The 24,109-nt window shown below is 72.6% G+C and carries 23 protein-coding genes and 2 pseudogenes; 15 read left to right on the forward strand and 10 right to left on the reverse strand.

Annotated features, from left to right (window positions below; translation table 11 throughout):
- Positions 1-140: 140 nt before the first annotated feature.
- Complete coding sequence (gene ffh / locus ACQVFL_RS06990; RefSeq protein WP_396691732.1) at positions 141-1,685, forward strand: signal recognition particle protein; 1,545 nt, start codon at positions 141-143, stop codon at positions 1,683-1,685.
- Here ffh and ACQVFL_RS06995 read toward each other — a convergent pair.
- From ACQVFL_RS06995 to ACQVFL_RS07010, 4 genes are all read right to left on the reverse strand, one after another.
- Entirely contained in the window at positions 1,654-3,012 is a 1,359-nt protein-coding gene (locus ACQVFL_RS06995; RefSeq protein ID WP_431728981.1) for a hypothetical protein, read from the reverse strand. The genes ffh and ACQVFL_RS06995 overlap by 32 nt on opposite strands.
- On the reverse strand, positions 3,002-4,783 hold the full coding sequence (locus ACQVFL_RS07000) for a hypothetical protein (protein ID WP_431728982.1): 1,782 nt from the start codon (positions 4,781-4,783) through the stop codon (positions 3,002-3,004). Before ACQVFL_RS07000 ends, ACQVFL_RS06995 begins: the two co-directional genes overlap by 11 nt.
- The gene (locus ACQVFL_RS07005) at positions 4,780-6,888 is read right to left on the reverse strand and encodes an NB-ARC domain-containing protein (protein WP_431728983.1); all 2,109 of its coding nucleotides are present in this window, start codon (positions 6,886-6,888) and stop codon (positions 4,780-4,782) included. Before ACQVFL_RS07005 ends, ACQVFL_RS07000 begins: the two co-directional genes overlap by 4 nt.
- Before the next feature lie 63 nt (positions 6,889-6,951).
- Positions 6,952-7,278, reverse strand: a complete 327-nt coding sequence (locus tag ACQVFL_RS07010) for a hypothetical protein (protein WP_396691728.1) — start codon at positions 7,276-7,278, stop codon at positions 6,952-6,954.
- A 178-nt stretch (positions 7,279-7,456) separates the two neighbouring features.
- Here ACQVFL_RS07010 and ACQVFL_RS07015 point away from each other — a divergent pair, with 178 nt between their 5' ends.
- The 13 genes and pseudogenes from ACQVFL_RS07015 to ACQVFL_RS07075 all read left to right on the forward strand — a co-directional run bounded on the left by ACQVFL_RS07015 (position 7,457) and on the right by ACQVFL_RS07075 (position 16,936).
- The gene (locus ACQVFL_RS07015; RefSeq protein ID WP_396691727.1) at positions 7,457-8,536 is read left to right on the forward strand and encodes an amidohydrolase family protein; all 1,080 of its coding nucleotides are present in this window, start codon (positions 7,457-7,459) and stop codon (positions 8,534-8,536) included.
- Positions 8,537-8,692: 156 nt separating this feature from the next.
- Positions 8,693-10,099 (forward strand): proline--tRNA ligase, encoded by a 1,407-nt coding sequence (gene proS, locus ACQVFL_RS07020; RefSeq protein WP_431728984.1) that lies wholly within the window; start codon positions 8,693-8,695, stop codon positions 10,097-10,099.
- A 16-nt stretch (positions 10,100-10,115) separates the two neighbouring features.
- Positions 10,116-10,763 carry a DUF402 domain-containing protein gene (locus ACQVFL_RS07025; RefSeq protein ID WP_396691723.1) on the forward strand — a complete coding sequence of 216 codons (648 nt, stop codon included), beginning with the start codon at positions 10,116-10,118 and terminating at the stop codon, positions 10,761-10,763.
- 255 nt (positions 10,764-11,018) lie between these two features.
- On the forward strand, positions 11,019-11,468 hold the full coding sequence (gene rpsP / locus ACQVFL_RS07030) for a 30S ribosomal protein S16 (RefSeq protein WP_396691722.1): 450 nt from the start codon (positions 11,019-11,021) through the stop codon (positions 11,466-11,468).
- A gap of 1 nt (position 11,469) precedes the next feature.
- A complete protein-coding gene (locus ACQVFL_RS07035) occupies positions 11,470-11,703 on the forward strand; it encodes an RNA-binding protein (protein ID WP_117226727.1) in 234 nt (77 codons plus the stop codon).
- A 2-nt stretch (positions 11,704-11,705) separates the two neighbouring features.
- Positions 11,706-12,269: a ribosome maturation factor RimM gene (gene rimM, locus ACQVFL_RS07040; protein ID WP_396691905.1), complete on the forward strand. Its 564-nt coding sequence runs from the start codon at positions 11,706-11,708 to the stop codon at positions 12,267-12,269.
- A 16-nt stretch (positions 12,270-12,285) separates the two neighbouring features.
- A complete protein-coding gene (trmD, locus tag ACQVFL_RS07045) occupies positions 12,286-13,059 on the forward strand; it encodes a tRNA (guanosine(37)-N1)-methyltransferase TrmD (protein WP_431728985.1) in 774 nt (257 codons plus the stop codon).
- Between the two features lie 144 nt (positions 13,060-13,203).
- Entirely contained in the window at positions 13,204-13,560 is a 357-nt protein-coding gene (gene rplS / locus ACQVFL_RS07050; protein WP_117226724.1) for a 50S ribosomal protein L19, read from the forward strand.
- A 183-nt stretch (positions 13,561-13,743) separates the two neighbouring features.
- Positions 13,744-14,615, forward strand: a pseudogene (gene lepB, locus ACQVFL_RS07055) (signal peptidase I).
- A gap of 9 nt (positions 14,616-14,624) precedes the next feature.
- On the forward strand, positions 14,625-15,260 hold the full coding sequence (lepB, locus tag ACQVFL_RS07060) for a signal peptidase I (RefSeq protein ID WP_396691720.1): 636 nt from the start codon (positions 14,625-14,627) through the stop codon (positions 15,258-15,260).
- 61 nt (positions 15,261-15,321) lie between these two features.
- On the forward strand, positions 15,322-15,810 hold the full coding sequence (locus tag ACQVFL_RS07065) for an NUDIX hydrolase (protein WP_396691719.1): 489 nt from the start codon (positions 15,322-15,324) through the stop codon (positions 15,808-15,810).
- The gene (locus tag ACQVFL_RS07070) at positions 15,804-16,616 is read left to right on the forward strand and encodes a ribonuclease HII (protein ID WP_396691718.1); all 813 of its coding nucleotides are present in this window, start codon (positions 15,804-15,806) and stop codon (positions 16,614-16,616) included. Before ACQVFL_RS07065 ends, ACQVFL_RS07070 begins: the two co-directional genes overlap by 7 nt.
- On the forward strand, positions 16,613-16,936 hold the full coding sequence (locus ACQVFL_RS07075) for a DUF2469 domain-containing protein (protein WP_007075222.1): 324 nt from the start codon (positions 16,613-16,615) through the stop codon (positions 16,934-16,936). Before ACQVFL_RS07070 ends, ACQVFL_RS07075 begins: the two co-directional genes overlap by 4 nt.
- 69 nt (positions 16,937-17,005) lie before the next feature.
- On the opposite strand, the gene ACQVFL_RS07080 is transcribed toward ACQVFL_RS07075, so the two are convergent.
- Entirely contained in the window at positions 17,006-17,227 is a 222-nt protein-coding gene (locus tag ACQVFL_RS07080; protein WP_396691717.1) for a hypothetical protein, read from the reverse strand.
- Between the two features lie 501 nt (positions 17,228-17,728).
- On the opposite strand from ACQVFL_RS07080, the pseudogene ACQVFL_RS07085 reads away from it, so the two are divergent.
- A pseudogene (locus tag ACQVFL_RS07085) lies at positions 17,729-18,301 on the forward strand (M23 family metallopeptidase); the annotation flags it as partial.
- Positions 18,302-18,367: 66 nt separating this feature from the next.
- On the opposite strand, the gene ACQVFL_RS07090 reads toward ACQVFL_RS07085, so the two are convergent.
- The 5 genes from ACQVFL_RS07090 to ACQVFL_RS07110 all read right to left on the reverse strand — a co-directional run bounded on the left by ACQVFL_RS07090 (position 18,368) and on the right by ACQVFL_RS07110 (position 23,931).
- On the reverse strand, positions 18,368-19,549 hold the full coding sequence (locus ACQVFL_RS07090) for an aminotransferase class V-fold PLP-dependent enzyme (protein WP_396691716.1): 1,182 nt from the start codon (positions 19,547-19,549) through the stop codon (positions 18,368-18,370).
- A 44-nt stretch (positions 19,550-19,593) separates the two neighbouring features.
- Positions 19,594-20,748, reverse strand: coding sequence for a tyrosine recombinase XerC (locus tag ACQVFL_RS07095; protein WP_431728986.1), 1,155 nt, complete (start codon positions 20,746-20,748; stop codon positions 19,594-19,596).
- Positions 20,749-20,835: 87 nt separating this feature from the next.
- The gene (gene dprA, locus ACQVFL_RS07100; RefSeq protein ID WP_431728987.1) at positions 20,836-22,029 is read right to left on the reverse strand and encodes a DNA-processing protein DprA; all 1,194 of its coding nucleotides are present in this window, start codon (positions 22,027-22,029) and stop codon (positions 20,836-20,838) included.
- Complete coding sequence (locus ACQVFL_RS07105; RefSeq protein WP_396691713.1) at positions 22,026-23,543, reverse strand: YifB family Mg chelatase-like AAA ATPase; 1,518 nt, start codon at positions 23,541-23,543, stop codon at positions 22,026-22,028. The genes dprA and ACQVFL_RS07105 overlap by 4 nt, the downstream gene beginning before the upstream one ends.
- 28 nt (positions 23,544-23,571) lie before the next feature.
- A complete protein-coding gene (locus ACQVFL_RS07110; protein ID WP_396691712.1) occupies positions 23,572-23,931 on the reverse strand; it encodes a YraN family protein in 360 nt (119 codons plus the stop codon).
- Positions 23,932-24,109: the final 178 nt, after the last annotated feature.

A 24,109-nucleotide genomic window follows, 5' to 3' on the forward strand; every position in this document is an offset into this window, starting at 1 on the left:
TCGTGTATAGGAGGGGTCCCCTCCTTACATCCAAGGCGGCGTGGAGCGGGGGTACCGGTGGCCGGATACGCTAGCGGTGGTCGGAGCGCTCATTCGGCCCCACTCGTGCTCGCCGGAACACTGACAAACGGGATGTTCGTGTGTTTGACACCTTGAGTGACCGCCTCTCCGGGATCTTCACCAAGCTCCGCGGCAAGGGACGCCTCACCGACGCCGACATCGATGCGACCGCGCGCGAGATCCGTCTCGCGATGCTGGAGGCCGACGTCGCCCTGCCGGTGGTCAAGGGCTTCATCGCGAACGTCAAGGAGCGGGCACGGGGGGCGGAGGTCTCCCAGGCGCTCAACCCGGCGCAGCAGATCATCAAGATCGTCAACGAGGAGTTGGTCGCGGTCCTCGGCGGCGAGGGGCGTCGGCTCCAGTTCGCCAAGCAGCCGCCGACGGTGATCATGCTCGCCGGTCTCCAGGGCTCCGGCAAGACCACCCTCGCCGGCAAGCTGGCCCGCTGGCTGCGGACCCAGGGCCACCAGCCGCTGCTGGTCGCCGCCGACCTCCAGCGCCCCAACGCCGTCGGGCAGCTCCAGGTGCTCGGCGGCCGGGCGGGCGTCGAGGTGTACGCCCCGGAGCCCGGCAACGGCGTCGGTGACCCGGTGCAGGTGGCGAAGGCCTCCATCGAGCACGCCCGGCGGTCGGCCCGGGACGTGGTCATCGTCGACACCGCCGGTCGCCTCGGTATCGACGCGGAGATGATGCAGCAGGCCGCGGACATCCGGGACGCGGTCGAGCCGGACGAGGTCATCTTCGTCATCGACGCGATGGTCGGTCAGGACGCGGTGCGGACCGCCGAGGCGTTCCGGGACGGCGTCGGCATCACCGGCGTGGTGCTGTCCAAGCTCGACGGCGACGCCCGTGGTGGTGCCGCGCTGTCGGTCCGCGAGGTGACCGGGCAGCCGATCCTTTTCGCCTCCACCGGCGAGAAGCTGGAGGACTTCGACGTCTTCCACCCCGACCGGATGGCCAGCCGGATCCTCGGCATGGGCGACGTCCTCACTCTGATCGAGCAGGCCGAGGCGGCCTTCGACACCGATCAGAAGGAGAAGATGACCGCCAAGCTGATGGGCGGCGAGCAGTTCACCCTGGAGGACTTCCTCGACCAGCTCATCGCGGTGCGCCGGATGGGACCGATCGCCAACGTGCTGGCCATGATGCCGGGCATGGGGCAGGTCAAGGACCAGCTCGCCGAGCTGGACGACAAGCACTTCGACCGGATCACCGCGATCATCCGGTCGATGACCCCGGCCGAGCGCACCAACCCGAAGATCATCAACGGCTCGCGGCGGGCCCGGATCGCCAACGGCTCCGGCGTCACCGTGATGGACGTCAACCAGTTGCTCAACCGCTTCACCGACGCGCAGAAGATGATGAAGCAGATGGGCGGCATGATGGGCCTGCCCGGCGGTGGCCGACGCAAGGCGACCAAGAGCCCGAAGAACAAGCGCAAGGGCACCAAGGGCGGCAACCGGCCGCGCAGCGGTGCCGGGATGCCGGGTGGTTTCCCGGGCGGCATGCCGCAGCTCCCGCCGGGGATGAGCCCGGACGACCTGGCCGCCGGCCAGGGCCTGCCGCCGGGCTTCAAGCTGCCGAAGATCGACTTCAACAAGCTGGGTAAGCGGGACAAGCCCTAGGTCGACCGGGCCGGGCCGGGGAGCCCGGCCACCGGTCGAAGTAGGACGGCAGCCACTGCGTGCAGTGCCGCGCGAACGGTGTGGCGGCGGGACAGACGCGCCGGCTGAAGCCGGACAGCCGTACGGCGTCCGGGGGACCGGTCCGGTGGAACAGGCCGACCGTGATGCTGAACACGCCGCGCCGGATCGCCGCCTCGACGCCGGCGGCCAGCACGTCGGAGTCGAGGGCGTCCTCGTCGGCCCCCCGGTGGATGAGTTCGCCCGCCACGGCGGGCAGCACGTTGTGGCACAGCACGGTGACGAGCTTCGGATTGGGCGACAGGTCGATCACCGGGGACCGGTAGCCGGTCCGGTTGACGTACGCCTCGGTGAAGGGCAACAGGACACGCGTGGTGCCCCAGGCGGCCACCAGCCGGGCCGCCGTCGCCGACGCGTCGGCCACCAGCCGCAGATGTGTGGCGAGCAGCGCGTACTGGAGGCGGGGCCGGCGGGCCAGCCGCTGTGCCAGGCGCAGCTCCTCGTCGGAGAAGCAGAGCCGACCGAGCAGGTAGAGGCGTGCCAGCTCCCCGACCTCGGCCTCGGTGAGGCGGGCATCGCCGTGGGTCGGTCGGCCGTCGCTGTCGCTGGTTCGTGCGTCGGTGTCGGTCGGTCGGACGCCGCTGTCGCGACGGCGGGCGTCGGTGTCGCCGCTTCGGGCGTCGGCAGGGGGCGGTGCGTCGGGCCCGGACCGCGGCCCACGGGACCTGAGGCGGCCGGAGGCGAGGGCCTCGTCGAACGCCGCCAGGACGGTGCCGACCCCGGGGCATACGCCGTCCGGCCCGCCCCGGCACTGTCCGACGAGATCCCGCCAGTGCGTCGAGAGCAGGTGCAGCACCTGCCGACACGACTCGGCCGGCGACGTTCCCGGCTCGGTCCGGCGGTCGATGCCGCGGAGCAGGTGACCGGCGGGGGAGTCGGGGGCGATCGTGGCGCGGGCCCGCGCCATCGCGGCGAAGGTGCTGCGCTCGGCGGACACGGTGAAGTAGTCGTCCAGCTCGTCGTGGTCGGCCGCTCCGAAGTGCACCGCCATCGGCTTGGCCCGGGTCACCCGCTGCCAGTAGTACGACCGGAGTGCCGCCGGGTCGTCCAGGAGCGGGCCGAGAGCATCCGGACCCGGACCGCCGCGCGGCAGGGCACTGCGGACGAGCGACCGGACGAACCGGTCGTTCTCGGCGACCAGATGACCGGGAGCGCTGCGCAGCCACACCTCGGAGGCCAGTTTGGCGGTCTGCATCTCCTCGTTGACGTGCCGCAGGTAGCCGTCGAGTCGCCGCCGGTCAGGTCGCATCGGTGTCGCGATCCGTCGGTCCGGCCGCATCGGTGTCGCGATCCGCCGACCTGGCCGCATCGGCGTTCCGGTCCGCCGGTCCGGCTGTGTCGGCGTCCCGTAGGAACTCCGGCGCGACCAGAGCGGCATACCGCGCGTACAGCCGTGCCGTGACCTGACGCGCGCCGTCGTCGAGCACGAGCAGGTCAGCGGCGAGTGCGGCGCCGAGCGCGCCGAACGCGGCAGCGGTGACCAGCGAGTCCGGGTCGTCGACCCGTCGCGCGGTGCGTTCGAGGTCCAGCACGAAGCGGTGCAGCGAGTCGGCCACCCGGCGCCCGTCGGTCGGCCCCCAGGCCGGGTGTACGCGCCCGGACGGCGCGGCCTGCGGCATGGCCGCTTCGAGGACGCCGAGACAGCGGCACAGCTCCGTCACCGCGTCGTCGTCCTCGGGTGCGGGTGCGCCCTGCCGGACACAGTCGGCCCGCAACCGCGTCAGGCAGTCGTGGATCTGCTCCGGTGCCATCTCCCGGATGACGATCCGGGCGCGCTTGCGGATCTCCTCGCTCATGTCCGCGTACAACGGCATGTTCAATGGGCCCTGGAGGTCGTACCGCATCCGCCGCACCAGGCGCTCGTCGGCGGACACGGCGCCGTCGCCGGCCAGGTCGGCCTCGCGGAGCCGGTTCAGCGTGACTCCCGCACTCTGGCGGGCGTACCAGGTGCGGAGGGCCTCACCCGTCAGCAGCCGACGGTCGGTGTCGACCACCAGGCCGGGGCGGGTGAGCGACAGGCGCAGAGCGGCCACGATGCGGGTGACCTCGCCCCGGAGGACCTCCAGGAAGCTCGACCCGGCCGGTCCCGCCAGCAGGAACCGGTCGAGTTCCGAGCCGGTCAGGTCCGGTACGCCGAGTTGGTCGGTCCCGTCGTCGACCCGGTGGAAGGACGCCATGATCGCGCTGCGCGGCGCGCCGGTCGAGGTCCGGTAGCGGTGATGGACCACCCGGCTCGCGGCGAAGATCGTGTGACAGGGCGCGGTCAGGTTCTCCAGGTGGACGACGCGCGGCTGCCGGTCGTCGAAGAACCGGGCCTGGGCGGCCAGCGCCTCGTCGACCCGGGCCCGGGACGGGAAGATGCAACTGTCCTCGTCACTCGACGCCGCACCGTCCGCGTCGACGGAACACTGCCGGAAGAGCCGGTTGGTCCGGGGCAGATAGGTGAGCCCCTGCCCGGCGGGCCCGCGATCCGTGCCCAGCGTCCAGGTCACGATCACCTTGAACTCGTCCATGAACGGGTTGTTGTCGATGTGCAGGGTGTTGTCCCGGGCGACCACGTCGAGCGGCTGCGTGTCCTTGGCCCGCAGGTCCACGATCTTCACCGGTCCACCGAGGGCGTGGGCGACGAGCGCGACCAGCAGCGGGTGGGCGAACGTCTCCCGGAAGTGCGGATCGTCGAGCAGCCGCCGCGAGTGGCTCGCGTTCAGATAGTTGTGCAGCGTGCCCCGGCTGCCGCTGGTGCTCATCTCCGCGTCGTACGCGGTGCGGGCCGCCGCGAAGCGGGACGCGGACAGCAGACCGGCGAAGCTGAGCGCGCCCTCACCGGCGAGGTCGCGGCTCATGGCGACGAACGCCTCGGCCAGCCGCACGCCGTCCGCCTCGCCTCGACACGCCTGCCCGACGAGCGCCTCGACGGCGCGCCGGAAGTCCTCGGCGACCTCCGGCCGGCGCAACTGGCGGTACGCCTGCGGGCGCGCCAACTCGGCGGCCGACACGAGCGGCGCGTACCTGGTGCTCACGGCGTGGTCGTCCCGACCGTGAGCGTCGACCGGGTCAGGTCGGGATGGCGCTCCAGGCGGGCCAGGGCCCGTCTGACCTCGTCACCGGCGCTCTCGTCACCGAGCTCGGCGTAGGCGTGCGCCAACTGCGCCAGGATCGTCCGCACCGACCGCACGTTGCCGAGCGAGTCCTCCACCCGCCATGCCCGCTCCAGCCAGGTGCAGGCCTGCTCCAGGTCGCCGGAGCGCAGGCCCACGTCCCCGAGCAGGCGCAGCGCCAGGGCCCGGCCGTAGGCGTTCTGCGCGTCCTCGCAGATCGACAGGCTGCGCAGCCCGAGGGCGTGCGCCCACCAGTGGTGACCCGTCTCGGTGAGCGCGCGGGCGGCGTCGTACAGGCCGCGCGCCTCGCGTACCGGCTTGCCCGTCCGGCGCGACTCCCGGGCCGCACGCAGACCCCACCGCAGCGCCTCGACGTACTCGCCGGAGCGCAGCGCGAGTTCGGCCATGGCGTGCTGGGCGGAGGCCACCCCGCTGTCGTCGTGCTGGGCGGCGTCGAGCGCCATCGAGGCCCGCAACTCCGCCTTCGCGTCCGCCAGCCGCCCGACGTCGGCCAGGGCCCGGCCCAGAGCCCGCCGGGAGAACGCCTCCATCGCCGGGTCCCCGGCGACCGACGCGGCGACCGCCGCCTCCTGGACGGCGAGTGTCCTGGTCACGTCCTGTCGCCAGTACAGGAACGTGTTCACCGAGCGGGCGAACCGGGTGACGAACGTGAAGTCCCCGGCGGCCGTCGCCTCCTCGACGAGGAAGGTCAGCGACGGTGTCAGCGACTCGAACCAGGCCAGCGCCTCGGTGACGTCGAAGCGGGCGGCGTCGGCCAGGTCGGCCGTCTCCCGGTCCACCGGCGACGGATGCCGGTTCGGGTCGATGGCCCGGTCGGCGGCGTAGCTGAGCGCCAGGTGGACGACGCGGATCCGGCGTGCGTACGCCTGCTGTTCCTCGTCGCTCATCACCCGGGAGCGCGTCTCGGTCAGGTACGCCTTGATGATGTCGTGCATCCGGTAGCGCCCGATGCCGATCTCGTCGACCAGGGAGGCCAGACAGAGGGACTGGAGCAGGCGGTCGCAGTCGCGCCGGGGCAGGTCGAGGATCAACGAGAGCACCGACAGCGAGCACTCGGTGCTCGGCAGCATCGACGCGACGTAGAGGACGCGCCGGGCCGGTGTGTCCAGGTCCTCGACCGACCAGGAGATCACCCGTCCCACCTCGATGCCGAGCCCGGCCCCGTCGAGGAAGCGCAGCGGGTTGCGGTCCGACTCGATGCCCAGCATCGCGTCGCGTACGGTCCAACTGCTGTGGATGGCGAGCTTGGCCGAGACGATGGCGAGCGCCAACGGGTGTCCCTCCAGGAGTTCGACGATGCGGCGGGCGCTGCGGTCGCCCTGCTCGACCCGGACGAACCCGACCCGCTCGGCGAGGAGTTCCACCCCCTCCTCCGTGGTCAGCAGCGGAAGCTTGAGCACCCGGGCCTCGTGCCGGACGCTCATCTCCGGGATGGCGCGGCGGCTGGTGACCACCAGTCCCGACCCGTACCCGGGGACCAGGTCGCGCACCTGGTCGTAGGAGCCCACGTTGTCGACGATGACGAGGCAGCGCCGGCCGGCGGTGGCGGACCGGAACACGTTGCCCCACTCGTCCTCGTTGTCCGGCAGGTCGCCCCGGGTGATCCCGAGCGTGGCCAGGAAGGTGCGTACCGCGTCGCGGGCCTCCATCCGGGGGGTGCCGGAGTACGCCCGCATGTCGACGAAGAACTGACCGTCGGGATAGTTGTCGATGCGCGAACTCGCCCAGGCCAGGGCGAGCGTGGTCTTTCCCGAGCCGGCCAGTCCCCAGAGCATGCAGGAGCGTGACCCCGGTTCGCCCATCGCCTCGTCCATCGCCTGGAGGAGATGGTGCCGGCCGACGATTCTTCCGATCCCACCGGGAAGCATGCGTGGAATTTCCGCCGACCACATCGTCGAGCGTGATTGCTGGACGTAGATCGCCCCGGACGTACCCACCTGGAGCACCTGGTTGGCAGTGAGTTCCCGGGCGACGTTGCGTGGTGTGTTCTCGTCAGCGGGGACCATGTCTTCGCCCTTTCCGGCAACGGATTCCTGGCGGAGATCGGAGCTTCCGATCGGGTCCGCCGGTCACATGGTGACGTCGCCGACGTGCTGGGCCTGGATGAGCTTGCCCACCGTGCTGGAGGTGACCGAGTTGACCGCCCCGCCCGACACCGACACCTGCCGGAGCGCCTCCAGGAGACGGGGATCCTCGGCCGCGTACGCCGAGAGCACCTCGACCAGTCGCGCGGTGTCCTCAGCGGACGGGATCCGGTCCGCGGTCCGCTCCAGCGCCCCGACGACCTCGTCCGGCTCGTTTCTGCGCAGGAATCGTTGCCGAATGGCGTCGACGACCGCGGCCCCGGACCCTTCTGCGATCTTGAGTAGTGCGGCGGAAACGATGGCCTCGATCATTTCGCGACTCCTACCGTCTAAGAACGGCCCACCCGTGTGCGGCGAGGCAAAGATTACCGATCGACGTGACCGCGAGAAAGCCTCTTTCGTGCCGATCATCGCTCGGAAGAAACAATTCTGCGGGCTCTCCACCTGCCCTGACGGCCGCGAGGAGGTGGTGATCGGGTAGGACTGTCACATGGCTCTGCACGTGCGTGGTGTGCTCCTGCCCGACGACGAGGTCCGCGACCTGTGGTTGGTCGGCGACCGGGTCACCTTCGAACCGGTGCCCGGCGCCGAGACGGTCGTCGACGGCGGCTTCGTGCTGCCCGGTCTGGTCGACGCGCACTGCCACATCGGCATCGCCCGGGGCGGCACGCCGATCGCCTCGCTCGACCACGCCCGCGCGTTGGCCCGTACCGACCGGGACGCCGGTGTCCTCGCGATCCGGGACGCCGGTTCGCCGTTCCCGTACCCGGAGCTGGAGGACGAGCCCGACCTGCCGCGCCTGGCCCGCGCGGGCCGGCACGTCGCGCCGCCCAGGCGCTACCTGCGCGACATCGGGTTGGAGGTCGACGCGGCCGAGGTCACCGCCGCCGTGACCGCGCAGGCCGCCGCCGGCAACGGCTGGGTCAAGCTGGTCGGCGACTGGATCGACCGGGGCGTCGGTGACCTGGCCCCGGCCTGGGACGCGGAGACGATGACCGCCGCGGTGGCCGCCGCGCACGCCGCCGGGGCCCGCGCCGCCGTGCACACCTTCAGCGAGTCCGCGGTGGAGATCATGGTGCGGGCCGGGGTGGACTCGGTGGAGCACGGCACCGGGCTGAGCCTCGACCTGATCGACCTGATGGCCCGGCAGGGGACCGCGCTGATCCCCACGATGATCAACATTCGGACCTTCGGCGGCATCGCCGACCAGGCCCGACCCAAGTTCCCCGGGTACGCCGACCACATGCTCGCCCTGCGTGACCGCTTCCCGCAGGTGGTGCGCGCCGCCTACGAGGCGGGGGTGCCGATCTACGTGGGCACCGACGCGGGCGGCGGGATCGACCACGGGCTCGCCGTCGAGGAGATGTTGCTGCTGCACGAGCAGGCCGGCATGTCCCGTACGGACGTGCTCGCCGCCGCCTCCTGGGGTGCCCGTGCCTGGCTGGGCTTCCCCGGCCTCGTCGAGGGCGGCCTGGCCGACCTCTCCGTCTATCCCGACGACCCCCGCCGCGACCTGAACGCCCTGCGTACCCCCACCCGCCTGATCCTCCGCGGCCACCCCCTCCGCTGACCCACCCCACCCCGCCCGGTCGCGGTCGAGTTCGCGGTCGATCAAGGAGTTCGGGTCGGGTTCCGCGCCTGACGGCGACCCGAACCTCTTGATCAACTCGGGAGGGTGGGGTGGGAGCGGGGGAGGGGACGGGTGGGGCGCATAGGATGTGCGGTCATGGCGCGTGTGCTGACTCCCCGGGCGGAGGACTTTCCCCGCTGGTACCAGGACCTCATCGCGAAGGCGAAGCTGGCCGACAACGGGCCGGTGCGGGGGACCATGGTGATCCGACCGGCCGGCTATGCCATCTGGGAGCGGATGCAGGCCGAGATGGACGACCGGATCAAGGCGGCCGGGGCGGAGAACGCGTACTTCCCGCTGTTCATCCCGGAGAGCTACCTCAAGCGCGAGGCCGAGCACGTCGAGGGCTTCTCGCCGGAGCTGGCGGTGGTCACCCACGGTGGCGGCAAGCAGTTGGCCGAGCCGGTCGTGGTGCGCCCCACCAGCGAGACGGTGATCGGCGAGTTCATGGCCAAGTGGATCGACTCGTACCGGGACCTGCCGCTGCTGCTCAACCAGTGGGCCAACGTGGTCCGCTGGGAACTGCGGCCCCGGGTCTTCCTGCGTACCAGCGAGTTCCTGTGGCAGGAGGGGCACACCGCGCACGCCACCCGCGCCGACGCCCGCGCGTACGCCCGGCAGATCCTGCACGAGGCGTACGAGGACCTGATGGTCAACGTGCTCGGCATCCCGGTGGTGGTCGGGCTCAAGACGGCCCGTGAGCGCTTCGCCGGGGCGACCGCCACGTACACCTGCGAAGGCATGATGGGCGACGGCAAGGCGCTCCAGCTCGGCACCAGTCACGAGCTGGGACAGAACTTCGCCAAGGCGTTCGACATCAGCTACTCCTCCGCCGAGGGCGGCCGGGAACACGCCTGGACCACCTCCTGGGGCACCTCCACCCGGATGCTCGGCGGCCTGATCATGTGCCACGGCGACGACAACGGGCTGCGGGTGCCGCCGAAGCTGGCGCCGGTGCAGGCGTACGTGATGGTGGTCAAGGACGGCGACGGCGTCGGCGCGGCGGCGACCAAGCTCCGCGACGCGCTGCGGGACGCCGGTGTCCGGGTCACCCTCGACGACCGCACCGACACCCCGTTCGGCCGCCGGGCCGTCGACGCCGAGCTGCGCGGCTATCCGGTACGCGTCGAGGTCGGTCCCCGTGACCTGGCCGCCGGCAACGCGGTCGTGGTGCGGCGGACCGACGGGTCGAAGGCGCCCACGCCGGTGGCCGACGTGGTCGGTGCGGTCCTCGCCGCCCTGGAGGCCGACCAGCAGTCCCTGCACGACCAGGCGCTGGCCTTCCGTCAGTCCCGCACGGTCGAGGTGGCGACCCTGGACGAGGCGCTGGAGGCGGCGGGCACCGGCTGGGCCCGGGTGCCGTGGTCGGCGGTCGGGGTCGAGGGCGAGGCGAAGGCCAACGGGCAGGGTGTCACGGTCCGCTGCCTGGTCCGCGCCGACGGCTCGGTGCCGGACACCGAGGACGAGCCCGACCTGGTCGCCATCCTGGCTCGCGCGTACTGAGGCGCCGGTCGCGACGGTGAGATTCCAACCGGGCCGCCTGATCGTGCACCGCAACGTCCGGCGGGGCCGGATCGGATGGGTGCGCCCGATGCGCGTGGTCAGCGACGACGACCGGGGCCTGCTCCTCTGGCTGGCCCGGGACACGGCGGTGGCCAGCGAGGTGACCGAGGCCGGCGTGGGCATGCGGGGCGTCCCGTTCGCCGAGTGGGTCGTCTCGACGTACCGGATGGCGACCGGCCGGTGGGTGGGACCGCCGCTGCTGAAGTTCCTGCCGACGGGCGCCGCCCACTCGGTCTGGTGGTTCCAGGACGCGCAGGGGTGCTTCGCCCACTGGTACGTCAACCTGGAGGAACACGGGGTCCGCTGGGACGACGGCGACCTGGCCGGCGTCGACATCGTGGACCAGGATCTCGACGTGGTGGTGCGTCCCGACCTGAGCTGGGAGTGGAAGGACGAGGACGAGTTCACCGAGCGGCTCGCCTTCCCGGAGCACTACTGGGTGTCGGACGAGGCGGCGGTCCGGGCCGAGGGCAAGCGGGCCGTCCGGACCGCAGAGGCGGGCGGGTTCCCGTTCGACGGCACCTGGTGCGACTTCCTCCCGCCGGCAGAGTGGACCGTCCCGCCGGAGTTGCCGCCCGGCTGGGACCGCCCACCGGCCCGCTGACCCCGCCGGTCGGGTGTGATCCGGGTCACCTTCGGATGTCGGTCGGTGTCGCAGGGCAGGTCCGGTGTGAGGGATCCGGGACCGATCTGGCAGAATGGCTGGCTGGTATCCGGCGCGTGTCCGGCGCCCTCTAACCCGGGCGCGTCGCCAGTCCACCCGAGCGGTCTCCGGCCCAACCCCACTGTGCCGGTCGGCGTTCACCCATGCACACCGCCCATACCGGGCCGGTGATATCGCAACAGGAGCGAAACAACCGTGGCCGTAAAGATCCGGCTCCTGCGGATGGGCAAGATCCGCAACCCGCAGTACCGCATCGTCGTCGCCGACTCGCGCACCAAGCGCGACGGCCGGGCGATCGAGTTCGTCGGGATCTACCAGCCGAAGGAAGACCCTTCGGTGATCGAGGTCAAGTCGGAGCGGGTCCAGTACTGGCTGTCCGTCGGCGCCCAGCCGAGCGAGGCGGTGCAGCGCCTGCTGGAGCTGACCGGTGACTGGCAGAAGTACAAGGGCCTGCCGGCCCCGCCGCCGCTGAAGGTCGCCCCCGAGCGGGCCGACCGCAAGGCGGCGTACGAGGCCGAGGCGAAGGCCGCCGCCGGTCTGGCCGAGACGCCGGCCAAGCCGGCGAAGAAGGCCGCCAAGGCCGCCGAGGCCGAGGCCCCGAAGGCCGAGGAGCCGGCCGCCGCCGAGTCCGGCGAGCAGGCCTGACATGGCGCTGCGGCCGGCGTTGGAGCACCTGGTCAAGGGCATCGTCGACCACCCCGAGGACGTACGCGTCCGGATGGTCGACTCCCGTCGGGGCAAGCGGCTCGAGGTCCGCGTGCACCCCGAGGACCTGGGCACCGTGATCGGGCGGTCCGGCCGGACCGCCAAGGCGCTGCGCCAGGTGATCGGCTCCATCGGTGGGCGCGGCGTGCGCGTCGACATCGTCGACTCGTACTGATGCTGCTCATCGTCGGCAGGATCGGCAAGCCGCACGGCATCCGTGGTGAGGTCACCGTGGAGGTGCGGACGGACGAGCCCGAGACGCGGTTCGCCCCCGGCATGGTGTTGACCACCATGGCGGGGGCGAACGCCGCGAACGGTCGAGGCGCGGCCCCCGCCGGTCCCGGGGTGCCGTTCGAGGTGCCCGACGAGCTGACCGTGGAGTCGGCCCGCTGGCACCAGGGGCGGATGCTGGTCGCCTTCGAGGGAGTGCTGGACCGCGACGTCGCGGAGGCGTTGCGCGGCACCCTGGTCGGAGTGGACAGCGCCGGGGTCGCCCCGCCGGAGGACCCGGAGGAGTTCCTCGATCACCAGCTCGTGGGCCTGGCCGTGGTCACACCGGACGGCGAGCGCCTCGGCGAGGTGGCGCGGATCGACCACGCTCCCGCCTCCGACCTGCTGGTGCTGCGTCGTCCCGAGGGGCGTACCGCGCTGATCCCGTTCGTCAAGGAGATCGTCCCCGAGGTCGATCTCGCCGGTGGTCGTGTGGTGGTCGACCCGCCCGGCGGCCTGCTCGACCTGTAGACCCGGGAGCACCCTGATGCGCGTCGACATCGTGTCGATCTTCCCGGAGTACTTCGCCCCGCTGGACCTGTCACTGGTCGGCCGGGCCCGGACCAACGGCACGCTGCGGCTGGCCGTACACGACCTGCGGACCTGGACGCACGACGTGCACCGCACCGTCGACGACACCCCGTACGGCGGTGGTCCCGGCATGGTGATGCGGCCCGAGCCGTGGGGCGACGCGCTGGACGCGCTGGCCCCGCCGGAGCTGCCCGCGCCCCGCCTGCTGGTGCCGTCCCCGGCCGGGGTGCCGTTCACCCAGGCGCTGGCGCACGAGCTGGCCGCCGAGCCGCGCCTGCTGTTCGCCTGCGGCCGGTACGAGGGCATCGATCAGCGGGTGCTCGACCACGCCGCGACCCGGATGCCGGTCACCGAGGTCAGCCTCGGCGACTACGTGCTCTTCGGTGGTGAGGTCGCGGTGTTGGTGATCCTGGAGGCGGTGACCCGCCTGCTGCCCGGCGTACTCGGCAACGCCGGCTCGCTCGACGACGAGTCGCACGCGCACGGGCTGCTGGAAGCGCCGATGTACACCAAGCCGGCGACCTGGCGCGATCTGGAGGTGCCGGCGGTCCTGCGCTCCGGTGACCACGGCCGGATCGCCCGTTGGCGTCGGGACCAGGCGCTGGCCCGGACCGGTCGGCGTCGTCCCGACATGCTCGCCGCGATCGACCCGGGCAGCCTCGACAAGCGGGACGTCGCGGCGCTGGACCGGGCCGGATTTCAGGTGCCCGGGGCGGATGTGGCAAAGTAGGGGGGTTGCCGCAGTCGCCCACGCCGTGGACGGCTGCGAGGATCCCCGACCGGGGTCGGTTCCGGCCGGCCACCACCCGGGGATCAGTATCACCCATCCGCGCGCCGAGTGACGGTGCGCCGTGAGCCTCACGAGGACACCACGATGAACATCCTGGACGCCCTTGACGCCCAGTCGAAGCGCACCGACCTGCCCGACTTCCGTGCCGGTGACACCGTCAAGGTGCATGCGCGGGTCGTCGAGGGCAACCGGTCCCGGGTCCAGATCTTCCAGGGCGTCGTCATCCGCCGCCAGGGCGACGGGCTGCGCGAGACGTTCACCGTCCGCAAGCTCAGCTTCGGTGTGGGTGTCGAGCGGACCTACCCGATCAACAGCCCGGCGATCGACCGGATCGAGGTCGTGGTCCGTGGTGACGTGCGCCGCGCCAAGCTCTACTACCTGCGGGAGCTGCGGGGCAAGAAGGCCAAGATCAAGGAGCTGCGCGAGAAGCAGCCGAGCTGACATCGCGCTACGCCACGCCGCCCGAGCTGCGCGTATGCCGTACCGGCCAGACCGCACTACCCTGGTCGGTACGGGCGCAGCCAAGCGGTGATCCGCCGGACAGGCGGATGGACGCCACTGCCGCCCGGGAGGTCTCGACGAGACTTCCGGGCGGTAGTCGTTTCTGCGGACCGGGGAGTGGGCGTGGTACAGGCGCTTGACGACAGCGGCGCGGTCGATCCGTGGCGACGCCGCACCCGGCGCACCAGACCGCAGATGCCGCTCTGGCAGGAGCTGCCGCTGCTGCTCGTCGTCGCGTTCTGCCTCGCGGTGCTGATCCGCACCTTCCTGCTCCAGGCGTTCTTCATCCCCTCCGGGTCGATGGAGGACACGCTGCTGGTCAACGACCGGGTGCTGGTCAACAAGGTCGTCTACACCATGCGCGACCCGGAACGCGGCGAGGTGGTCGTCTTCCGTGGCACCGAACAGTGGGTGCCGCAGGTCGACACACAGCCGCCCACCGGTTTCGCCGACAAGCTGGGCCGCACCATCGGTGATCTGGTCGGCCTCGGCCGGCCCGGCGAGAAGGACTTCATCAAGCGCGTCATCGGGCTGCCCGGCGACCGGGTGAGCTGCTGCGACGACGAGGGCCGGGTGCTCGTCAACGGCACCCCGCTGGACGAGTCGGCGTACGTGCTGCGGGACTCGCCGCTGGAGTTGCCGCCGAACCCGGAGGAGTGCCGCTCCCGGCGGTTCGAGGAGATCGTCGTACCGCCGGGGCAGATCTTCGTGCTGGGTGACCATCGACTGGTCTCGCAGGACGCGCGCTGCCAGGGCCCGGTGCCGATCGACAACGTGGTGGGCCGGGCGTTCGCGGTGGTCTGGCCGTCGAACCGCTGGCACTCGCTGCCGATCCCGGAGACGTTCGCCGGTGTCGCCCCGCCCGCCGGGGCCGGCGGTGCCGCGCCGCCGGTCCGGCCCACACCCGTGGGGGACGTCGTCCTGATCCTCCCCATCGCGGCCACGCTGACCGTTCTCGCGCGTTCCGGACGGTGGTCCTCGACCCGGCAACGTAGGCTCCTTCCGTGATTGACGAGCAGACCGACAAGTCGCGCCACTCGTTCTGGAAGGAACTGCCCATCCTTCTGGGGGTGGCGATCGTGGTCGCGGTACTGGTACGTGCCTTCGTACTGCAGACCTTCTTCATCCCCTCGCCGTCGATGGAGAATACGCTCAAGATCGACGATCGGGTGCTGGTCAACAAGCTGGTGTACAACTTCCGGTCCCCGCACCGCGGCGAGGTGATCGTCTTCAAGGCTCCGGTCGAGTGGAGCGGCAACCCGGCGGGAGAGGACTTCATCAAGCGCGTGATCGGCGTCGGCGGCGACCGGATCGTCTGCTGCGACGACCAGGACCGGCTGGTGATCAACGGTACGCCGCTGGACGAGCCGTACATCTTCTCCTTCGACGGGCGGCGCGACAAGCCGGCGGACCAGGAGTTCGACGTGCAGGTGCCGCCGGGCCGACTCTGGGTGATGGGTGACCACCGCTCCGCCTCCGGCGACTCGCTGGAGCACTACCAACAGTCCGGGCAGAACATCGACACGGCCACCATTCCCGAGCAGGACGTGGTGGGCCGGGCCTTCACGATCTTCTGGCCGGTCGACCGGGCCACCCTGCTGACCGTGCCCGAGCAGTTCGAGTCGATCCCGCAACCCTGATCCCGGCCGCCCGGCAACGGGTGGCGTGGGAGTTGTCGGCCGGGTCTGGCAGTCTGGTGCGGTGACGGTCTACACCCCGAGGCGCGCCGCCCGCGTGCTCCTGGTCGACGCGGCGGGCAGGTTGCTGCTCTTCCGTGGTGCCGACCCGGCCCGACCGGAGCACGGCCGCTGGTGGTTCACCGCCGGTGGTGGCCTCGACCCCGGGGAGACCTACGCCGAGGGCGCCGCCCGTGAGTTGGCCGAGGAGACCGGGTTGCGGCTGTCCGTGACCGAGATGGGCGAGCCCGTCCACGCCGACCTGATCGAGTTCACCTTCGACGGGGTGTGGTATCGGCAGGAGCAGCGGTTCTTCGTCGTCCGGGTGGCGGCGCACGAGGTCGACACCGCGGGCTTCAACGAGGTCGAGCGAGGCAGCGTGGACGGCCATCGCTGGTGGTCGGCGGCGGAGCTGGCCGGCACCGACGAGCGGTACTACCCGCAGGACCTGCCGCAGGTGCTGGCCCGGGTGCTCGCCGACGGCCCGGCCCGGACCTCGGGTGCGGCATGCTGACCCCGCCCCGCACCGTGGTGCGCCGCGACGCCGGTCTCTACGCGCTGGAGCGCGCCCTGCAACGACGGGGCTTCCGACACGTCGCCGGTGCCGACGAGGCCGGTCGGGGCGCCTGCGCCGGGCCGCTGGTGGCCGCCGCCGCGATCCTGCCCGAGGGGCGGCGCGGCGAGATCGACGGGTTGGCCGACTCCAAGCTGCTCACCCCGGCCAGCCGGGATCGGGTGTACGACGAGGTCGTCGCGCGTGCCCTGGCGTACGCGGTGGTGGTCGTACCGGCCGAGGAGGTCGACGCCCGGGGGCTGCACGTGTGCAACCTGGCCGCGATGCGGCGGGCGCTCGCCTCACTGACGGTGCGCCCGGAGTACGTGCTGACCGACGGGTTCGGCGTGGACGGTCTGGGCGTGCCGGGCCTGGCGGTGTGGAAGGGCGACCGGGTGGCCGCCTGCGTGGCGGCGGCGAGCGTGCTGGCCAAGGTCACCCGGGACCGGATCATGGTGGAGTTGGACGCGGTGCATCCCGGCTACGGCTTCGCCGAACACAAGGGGTACGTCACCGCGGAGCACAGTGCGGCGTTGCGTGACCGTGGGCCGTGCCCGCAGCACCGGTTCTCGTACGTCAACGTAGCCGCCGCCTCGGGGCGGGACGGTCGGCCGCCACGCTCCCGGCGACCGCTGGGTGCAAGCCCGGACGAGCCGATGGAGCGCTCAGCCGCCGCAGGGGGTACCGTCGGCGTGGCGTTGGGCGAGCAGCCTCGGCCTCCGGCGTCGGTGGGGGAAGATGTGGTCATGGAAGGCGGAGTGCGATGAGCGCGGAAGATCTCGAGAAGTACGAGACCGAGATGGAGCTCCAGCTCTACCGGGAGTACCGCGACATCGTCCGTCAGTTCTCCTACGTGGTGGAGACCGAGCGCCGGTTCTACCTGGCGAACCAGGTCGACCTGCACGTGCGCAACTCCGACGGCGAGGTCTACTTCGAGGTCGAGATGCACGACGCGTGGGTGTGGGACATGTATCGTCCCGCCCGGTTCGTGAAGAACGTTCGCGTGATGACGTTCAAGGACGTCAACGTCGAGGAGCTGGAGAAGCCGGACATCTCCCTCCCCGCCGACTCCGGCTTCGGCGGCTGACCCGCACGTCCCCGCCCGGACGGGCATCGTCGGTGGCCCCCACCGCCGCGATCCGTCCACCATGTCCGGTCAGCGGTCGACCTCGTCGGTCGGCCGCCCGGTGAACTCGAACATCGTCACCCCGCCCGGCACCGGTCGCGGCGTACGCGTCGGTGCGACTGCCCGCAGTGGTCCGGGCCGCGCCCCGTCCAGCGCCGCGACGAGGCGGGTCCGCACCTCCGTCACCCGTCGGGACAGCGACGAGGCGGGGTCGGTGTACCGGTCGTGCCAGGCGTACCAGTCACGTGTCACCCGGTCGAGCCTAGGCGCGGTGCCATAGCAGATCGGCTCCCTCCGGCGCGGCTTGTCCACAGGACGCTCCGCTGTCCACAGGCGAGGCCCGGGGGACGGCGGACAACGATCCGTCGAGTCAGGATCGCCGACATGTCCCTCCGGTCGCTGATCAGACCCGTCCCCTCCGCCGCCCCGGCGTCGCCTGTCTCGGCATGGCCCGCCCTGGTGTGGTCGGCCCTGGTGGCCCGTGCATCGGCGTGGCCTGCCCTGCTGCGGTCCGGATCGGTGGCTGTCCCGGGCGGGCGCGTATCGCCGTGGGGTGGCGAGGTTGTGCCATCTCTTGCCGCGCGTGCGCGCCTGACGGTCACTCCGTGTCCCCTTGCGTGCCGGTGTCCCGTCGTCCCGCCCGCCGATGCGGCACGCCTGCGATCGGCGGCCCGCAGAGGCGGTAGGCGGGGCGTGCTGCTCGCCGGTCCCGTCGCGCTGCTGCCGGTCCTGGCATCGCCGGCGGTCGCGGTCATGCCGCACACCGGTCCGGTGCGAACCGGGCGTGCGGCCGTCCAGCCCGCTGTCGCGCCGCGTCCGGACGTGCCGCTTGCGACTGCTGCATCGCCCTCGCCCGCACCAGCCGCCTCGTTCCCGGTCGTGCCGTTGCGAGTCGCGCCGGAGCGGTCGGTGGAGGTCGAGCGGTTCAGGTGGCCGGTCGACGGCCGGCCGCATCCGGTCCGTCGGTTCGATCCGCCACCCCGACCGTGGCTGCCCGGTCATCGCGGAGTCGACCTGCTCGTCCCGGCCGGGACGACGATCCGGTCCGCCGGCACCGGCACGGTCCTGTTCGCCGGCATGGTCGCTGGCCGTCCGGTGCTCTCCGTCGGGCACCCGGACGGCCTGCGCACCACCTACGAGCCGGTCCAGCCGGACGTCACGGTCGGCACGTCGGTGTCGGCGGGCACCGCGCTGGGCACCCTGCTGCCGGGCCACGCCGGCTGCCCCGAGGCGGCCTGCCTGCACTGGGGTCTGCGCCGGGGAGACGACTACCTCGATCCGCTGGCGCTGCTGGGTCTCGGCCGATCCCGGCTGCTGCCGCTCGACCCGGACCCGACCGTGTCCCACTCCCCGACGACCCGGGACGAGGGGCGGCGCAGCGGCGGGACGTGGTCAGCGTTGGGCGAGCAGGGCGGGCAGGCGGACGGCGAGCCGCTCGTACTCGTCCGGCGAGTTGTACACCTGACCGCAGAGTCGCAGCAGTCCCCGTCCGCCGAAGGTCATGACCGCCACCTGGGTGGCGAGCCGCTCGAAGATCCGGGCCTGCAACGCCCGCGCCGCGTCGAGGTTCGTGGCGAGGCCCGCCGGCAACGGGACGATCCGCATGGCGACGGTCGGTCCGCCGGGATCGAGCAGCTCGGCCGGCGGCACCGCCAGCGCGTCCCCGACCACCCGCTGCCCGTACGCGGCCAGTGCGGCGTTGTGTGCGCGTACCCGGTCCACGTCGAGGCTGCGCAGCGTGTAGAGCCCGGCCGGTGCGCTGAGCCACGCCGTGTAGTCCGCCGTCCCCTGCCACTCCAACCGGCCGGGGAAGCCCGACTCCTGCTCCCAGGAGACCACCAGCGGCTCGATCCGGTCCCGCCAGTCCGGTGACACCACGAGCACCGCGGTGCCGCGTGGCGCGTACCCCCACTTGTGCAGGTTGCCGACCCAGAAGTCGGCACCGATGCTCTGCACCGACGCGGCCAGCATGCCCGGTGCGTGGGCGGCGTCGACCAGCACCGGTACGCCCTGCTCCCGCGCGATCCCGACGATCGCGGCGACCGGGAACAGCCGGGCCGTGGCCGAGGTGACCTGGTCCACCACCAGCAGCCGGGTACGCCCCGGACGCAGCCCGGACCGGACGATCTGCAGGATCTCCTCGTCGGTGGCGGCCAGCGGCACCCGCAGCACACGGTGGGTCACCCCGCTCCGGCGGCATTCCCGCTGCACCGACAGGGTGACTGCGCCGTAGCCGTGATCGGTGGTGACCACCTCGTCGCCGTCGCGCAGCCCGAGTGACTGGAGCACCACCGCCACGCCGGTGGTGGCGTTCGGGGTCAGCGCGGTGCCGTCCGGGTCGGCACCGAGGAAACCCGCCAGGTGCCGGCGGGTGTGCGCGATCCGGTCGGCCAGTCCCTGCACGAAGAAGCGCAGCGGGTCGGACTCCATCTCGTCGCGCAACCGCTGCTGGGCCCGTTGCGCGACGATCGGCACCGCCCCGAACGAACCGTGGTTGAGGTGACTGGTCGCCGGATCGAGGGAGAAGAGCAGACGGGCGCCCGAGATCGACTCGGGCGGCGGCGGGACGCTCACCTGATGATCGTAACCGCTGACCGGCGTCGCCCGGCCCGCTCCGGTCAGGCGCGGGGGTGGGCCTGCCGGTAGGCCGCGCGCAGCCGCTCCACCGAGACGTGGGTGTAGACCTGGGTGCTGGCCAGCGACGAGTGCCCCAGCAACTCCTGCACCGCCCGCAGGTCCGCGCCACCTTCGAGCAGGTGGGTGGCGGCCGAGTGGCGCAGTGCGTGCGGACTGGTCGGGGGCAGGTCGACGGCGTCGGCGTACCCGGCGACGATCCGGCGGGCGGTCGTCGGGTTCAGGCGCCCGCCCCGAGCACCGAGCAGCAGCGCGTCGCGCGAATCCGGGACCGCCAGCACCGTCCGCCCGTGCCGCAGCCAGTCGTCGAGGGCACGCTGGGCGGGCAGCCCGTACGGCACGGTCCGTTCCCGACCACCCTTGCCGAGGACCCGTATCACCCGCCGGGCGTGGTCGACGTCGGCCACGTCGAGCCCGCACGCCTCGCTGATCCGTACCCCCGTGCCGTAGAGCAACTCCAGCAGCACCCGGTCCCGCAGCCGCACCGCCTCGGCGGCCGGATCCGGCTCGCCGGGGCCGTCGGCGGGCGGGCGGTGTCCCCGATCCGTCCGCCCGACGTCGGTGTCGGCGGCCTCTGGCACGGCATCGGTGCCGCTGGTCTCCCACGCGCCACCGTGGCCGGCGGTCTCCGGCGCGGTGCCGTGGCCGGTGGCCTTCGACGTGGTGCCGGGGGCGGGGGCGGGGGCGGTGACGCGGGTCGGTGCCTCGACGAGCTGGGCGGCCTGGTCGACGCGGAGCACCGTGGGCAGGGTCCGCTGCGCGCGGGGACTGGCCAGGGTGGCGGCCACGTCGGTGGGCAGCAGCCCCTCCCGGTGCGCCCAGGCACTGAAGGTCCGCGCCGCCGCCGCACGCCGGGCCATCGAGGTGCGGGCCGCGCCCGTCGTGCGTTGCCGGGCCAGCCAGCTACGCACCGTGTCCAAGGTCAACTCGGCGACCTGGGTGCAGCCCATCCGTCGGGCATGCTCCATCAGGGACACCAGATCCGCGACGTAGGCCCGCACGGTGTGCGCCGACCGGTTGCGGACCGAGGCGAGGTGGCGGGCGAAGTCGTCCACCGCGTCACGCAGCGGCTCCGGCAGCGCCGCGTGCACCGCCCGGGTGCCGCGGACGTCCCGGCCCTGCCCGCCCGTACCCCGCACGGCTGCCAGCGTACGGTGGCTCGGCACGGCCCGCGACCAGGCCGACCCGGCGGGACGCTCGCGTCGGGTGGGGACGGCCTCGCCGGCTCACCGGGACCGTGGCGTCCGGCCAGCCGGGTGAGCCAGGGCGTACCCGTCCTCGCGTCGCACCACGAGGGACAGCTCCACAAGCATCGGCAACGTCCGCAGCACCGTGCGGACGGCCAGACCGGCCCTCGCGGCGATGTCGTCCACGCCGACGGTGCCGCGTCGGGGCAGTGCCTCCAGGATCGACCTGGCGTCGTCGTCGAGCGCGTCGGCGGGGTGCTCCGGACCGCGCGGCACCGGCGCCAGGTCACCGATCGGGCCCACCTCCTCCAGCACCTGGGCCAACCCGGTCACCAGCCGGGCCGCCGGATCCTCCCGCAGGATCTCGTGCGCGCCGACCGACATCGCCGAGGTGACCGGTCCGGGCACCACCATCGCGCGCCTGTTCAGGGCGAGCGCGCGCCGGGTGGTCTGGGTCGCACCGCTGCGCGCCGCCGCCTCCACCAGCACGGTGCCCCGGGTGGCTGCGGCGATCACCCGGTTACGGATGAGGAAGCGCGGACGCAACGGTTCGGCCCCCGGCGGCCACTCGCTCACCAGCAGGCCGGTCTCGGCGATCCGGTCGAACAGCGCCGTGTTGCCCAGCGGGTACGGCCGGTCCACCCCGCACGCGAGCACCGCGACGGTCAACCCGCCGGCATTCAGGGCGCCCCGGTGCGCGGCGGCGTCGATGCCGTACGCGCCGCCGGAGACCACCGTCCACTCCCGGTCGGCCAGCCCGTAGGCGAGGTCGGTGGCGACGTGCATGCCGTACGGCGTGGCCGCCCGTGCCCCCACCACCGCCACCGACCGCTCCAACGTCTCGTCCAGCCGCCACCCGCCGCGTACCCAGAAGCAGAGCGGCGGATCCGTCTCGATGTCGACCCGACGCTGCTTGCCGGGCAGCTCCAGCCGGAGATGGCGCAACTGTTCGACGGTCGTCGGCCACTCGTCGTCGTCGGGCGTGACCAGGCGGGCACCGAGCCGGTCGGTGCGGTGCAGCGCCTCGGCGGCGACGGCCCGGGGATCACCGGCCCGGGTCCGCGCGGCCACGGCGTCCCGCAGGCCCTCCTGCGGTGCCCCGCCGTCGAGCAGCAGGTCCAGTGCGGCCACCGGCCCGATCTCGGCGACCAACCGGTAGACCGAGCGGGTGCCCGGTTCGGCCAGCCAGGTCAGCGCCACCCGCGCCAGCCGCGACTCCTCGTGCGTGTTCACGTGCCCTCTCCCGTCCTGAGTGTGATGGCCTCGGCGATGTCCTTCCGGTCCGGCTGGGCCCGCCCGTCCAGGTCGGCGATCGTCCAGGCGAGCCGGATCACCCGGTCGAAGCCCCGGGCGGACAGCGACCCGGAGTCCAGTCGTGCGCGCAGGTCGGCGGTGACCGGGTTGGGCAGCCGCCACGGTGCGCGGCGCAGGGCCGGCCCGGGTATCTCCGAGTTGAGTCGACGCCCCACCGCCGCCCACCGTCCGGCCGCGGCCTGCCGTGCGGCGGCGACCCGCGCGGCGACGACCGCCGAGGACTCGTGCGCGGCCGGTTCCATCAGCTCGGCCGCCCGCATCGGTGGCAGGCGCACCTGGAGGTCGATCCGGTCGAGCAGCGGACCGGAGAGCCGGGCGAGGTAGCGGCGGCGGGCCACCGGCGCGCACTCGCACCGGTCGTCGCCGGCCGGGTTCGCACACGGGCAGGGATTGGCGGCCAGCACCAGTTGGGCCCGGGCCGGATACTCGGCACCGCCCCGGCTGCGGGTCAGCAACACCCGACCGTGCTCCAGCGGCTGGCGCAGCGCCTCCAGCGCCGGCTTGCTGAACTCGGGTGCCTCGTCGAGGAAGAGCACCCCACGGTGGGCGAGGGAGATCGCGCCGGGCCGGGCCAGCCCCGCGCCGCCACCGACGATGGAGGGCACGGTGGCGGTGTGATGCGGGGCCTGGAACGGTGGCCGACGGATCAGCCGCCCGCCGGTCGGCAGCAGGCCCGCGACCGAGTGCAGCGCGGTCACCTCCAACGCGGCGTCGTCGTCCAGCGTGGGCAGGATCGACGGCAGGCGTTCGGCCAGCATGGTCTTGCCGGCGCCGGGCGGCCCGATCAAGGCCAGATGGTGTCCACCGGCGGCGGCCACCTCCAGCGCCCGTCGGCCGAGCCCCTGCCCGGCGACGTCGGCGAGATCCGGGCCGGTGACCGTCTCCGGTGCGTCGTCGGCCGGCGGTTCGATCAGTGGTCGGCCGTCGCGGACGAAAGAGACCAGCCGGTGCAGGCTGTCCACCCCCCGCACCCGCAGGCCGGGCACCACGGCTGCCTCGGCCGCGTTGCCCGCCGGCACGATCACCCGGTCGACACCGGCCCGGGCCGCCGCGGCCACCATCGGCAGGACGCCCCGGACCGGGCGTACCGTGCCGTCGAGCCCCAACTCGCCGAGGATCGCCACGCCGTGAAGCGGCAGCAGCGGCAGTTCGCCGGAGCCGCCGAGCAGCGCCACCGCGATCGCCAGGTCGAACGCCGAGCCGAACTTGGGCAGGGTGGCCGGCAGCAGGTTCAGGGTGATCCGCCGGTTGGGCCAGCGCTGGCCGGAGTTCACCACTGCGGCCCGGACCCGGTCACGCGCCTCGTGCAGTGCGGTGTCGGGCAACCCGGAGATGACCACTCCGGGCAGGCCCGGTGCGAGATCCGCCTCCACCTCCACCAGGTGTCCCGTCACCCCGACCAGGCCGACGCAGAGCACCCGGGCGTAGCTCATCGCAGACCCACCGGAGACGTGCGCGCCATCAGAAGGCGCCCTTGAGGTGTTCGACCCGGGCCCGGCCGGCTGCGGGCAGCCGGACCGAGAGGACGTCGAAGCGGATCTCGTCGGCGGTGGTGCCGGTGCTCGCGAGCCAGGCGGCGGCGAGCCGGCGCAGGCGACGAGCCTTCTTCGCCACCACGGCCTCGGCGGGACTGCCGAAGCGGGTGGTACGGCGCGTCTTCACCTCGCAGAAGGCGAGTACCGGCCCGTCCCAGGCGATGATGTCGATCTCTCCGGAGGGGCAGCGCCAGTTCCGCTCCACCGGCCGTAGGCCCGTCTCGATCAGGTGCCGGACGGCGCACCGTTCCCCGTAGCCGCCGACCGCCTGGTTCCGCTTGGTCATGCCGGCACCCTGCGCCCGTACGTGCTGCCGGGGCGACCCCGTCGCCGCGGCCTGTGGACAACCGAGGGGGCTGTGGACGACCAGACGATCATGCCTTTCGTGTGCTAGGCGTGCGCTAATCCACGAATCCGGCCGTTACTCTGCGTACCTGGTCGAAATGGCACATGGCCTCTGGCCA

Origin of the sequence: Verrucosispora sp. TAA-831, assembly GCF_050780145.1 — a bacterium.
Classification (GTDB): Bacteria; Actinomycetota; Actinomycetes; order Mycobacteriales; family Micromonosporaceae; genus Micromonospora.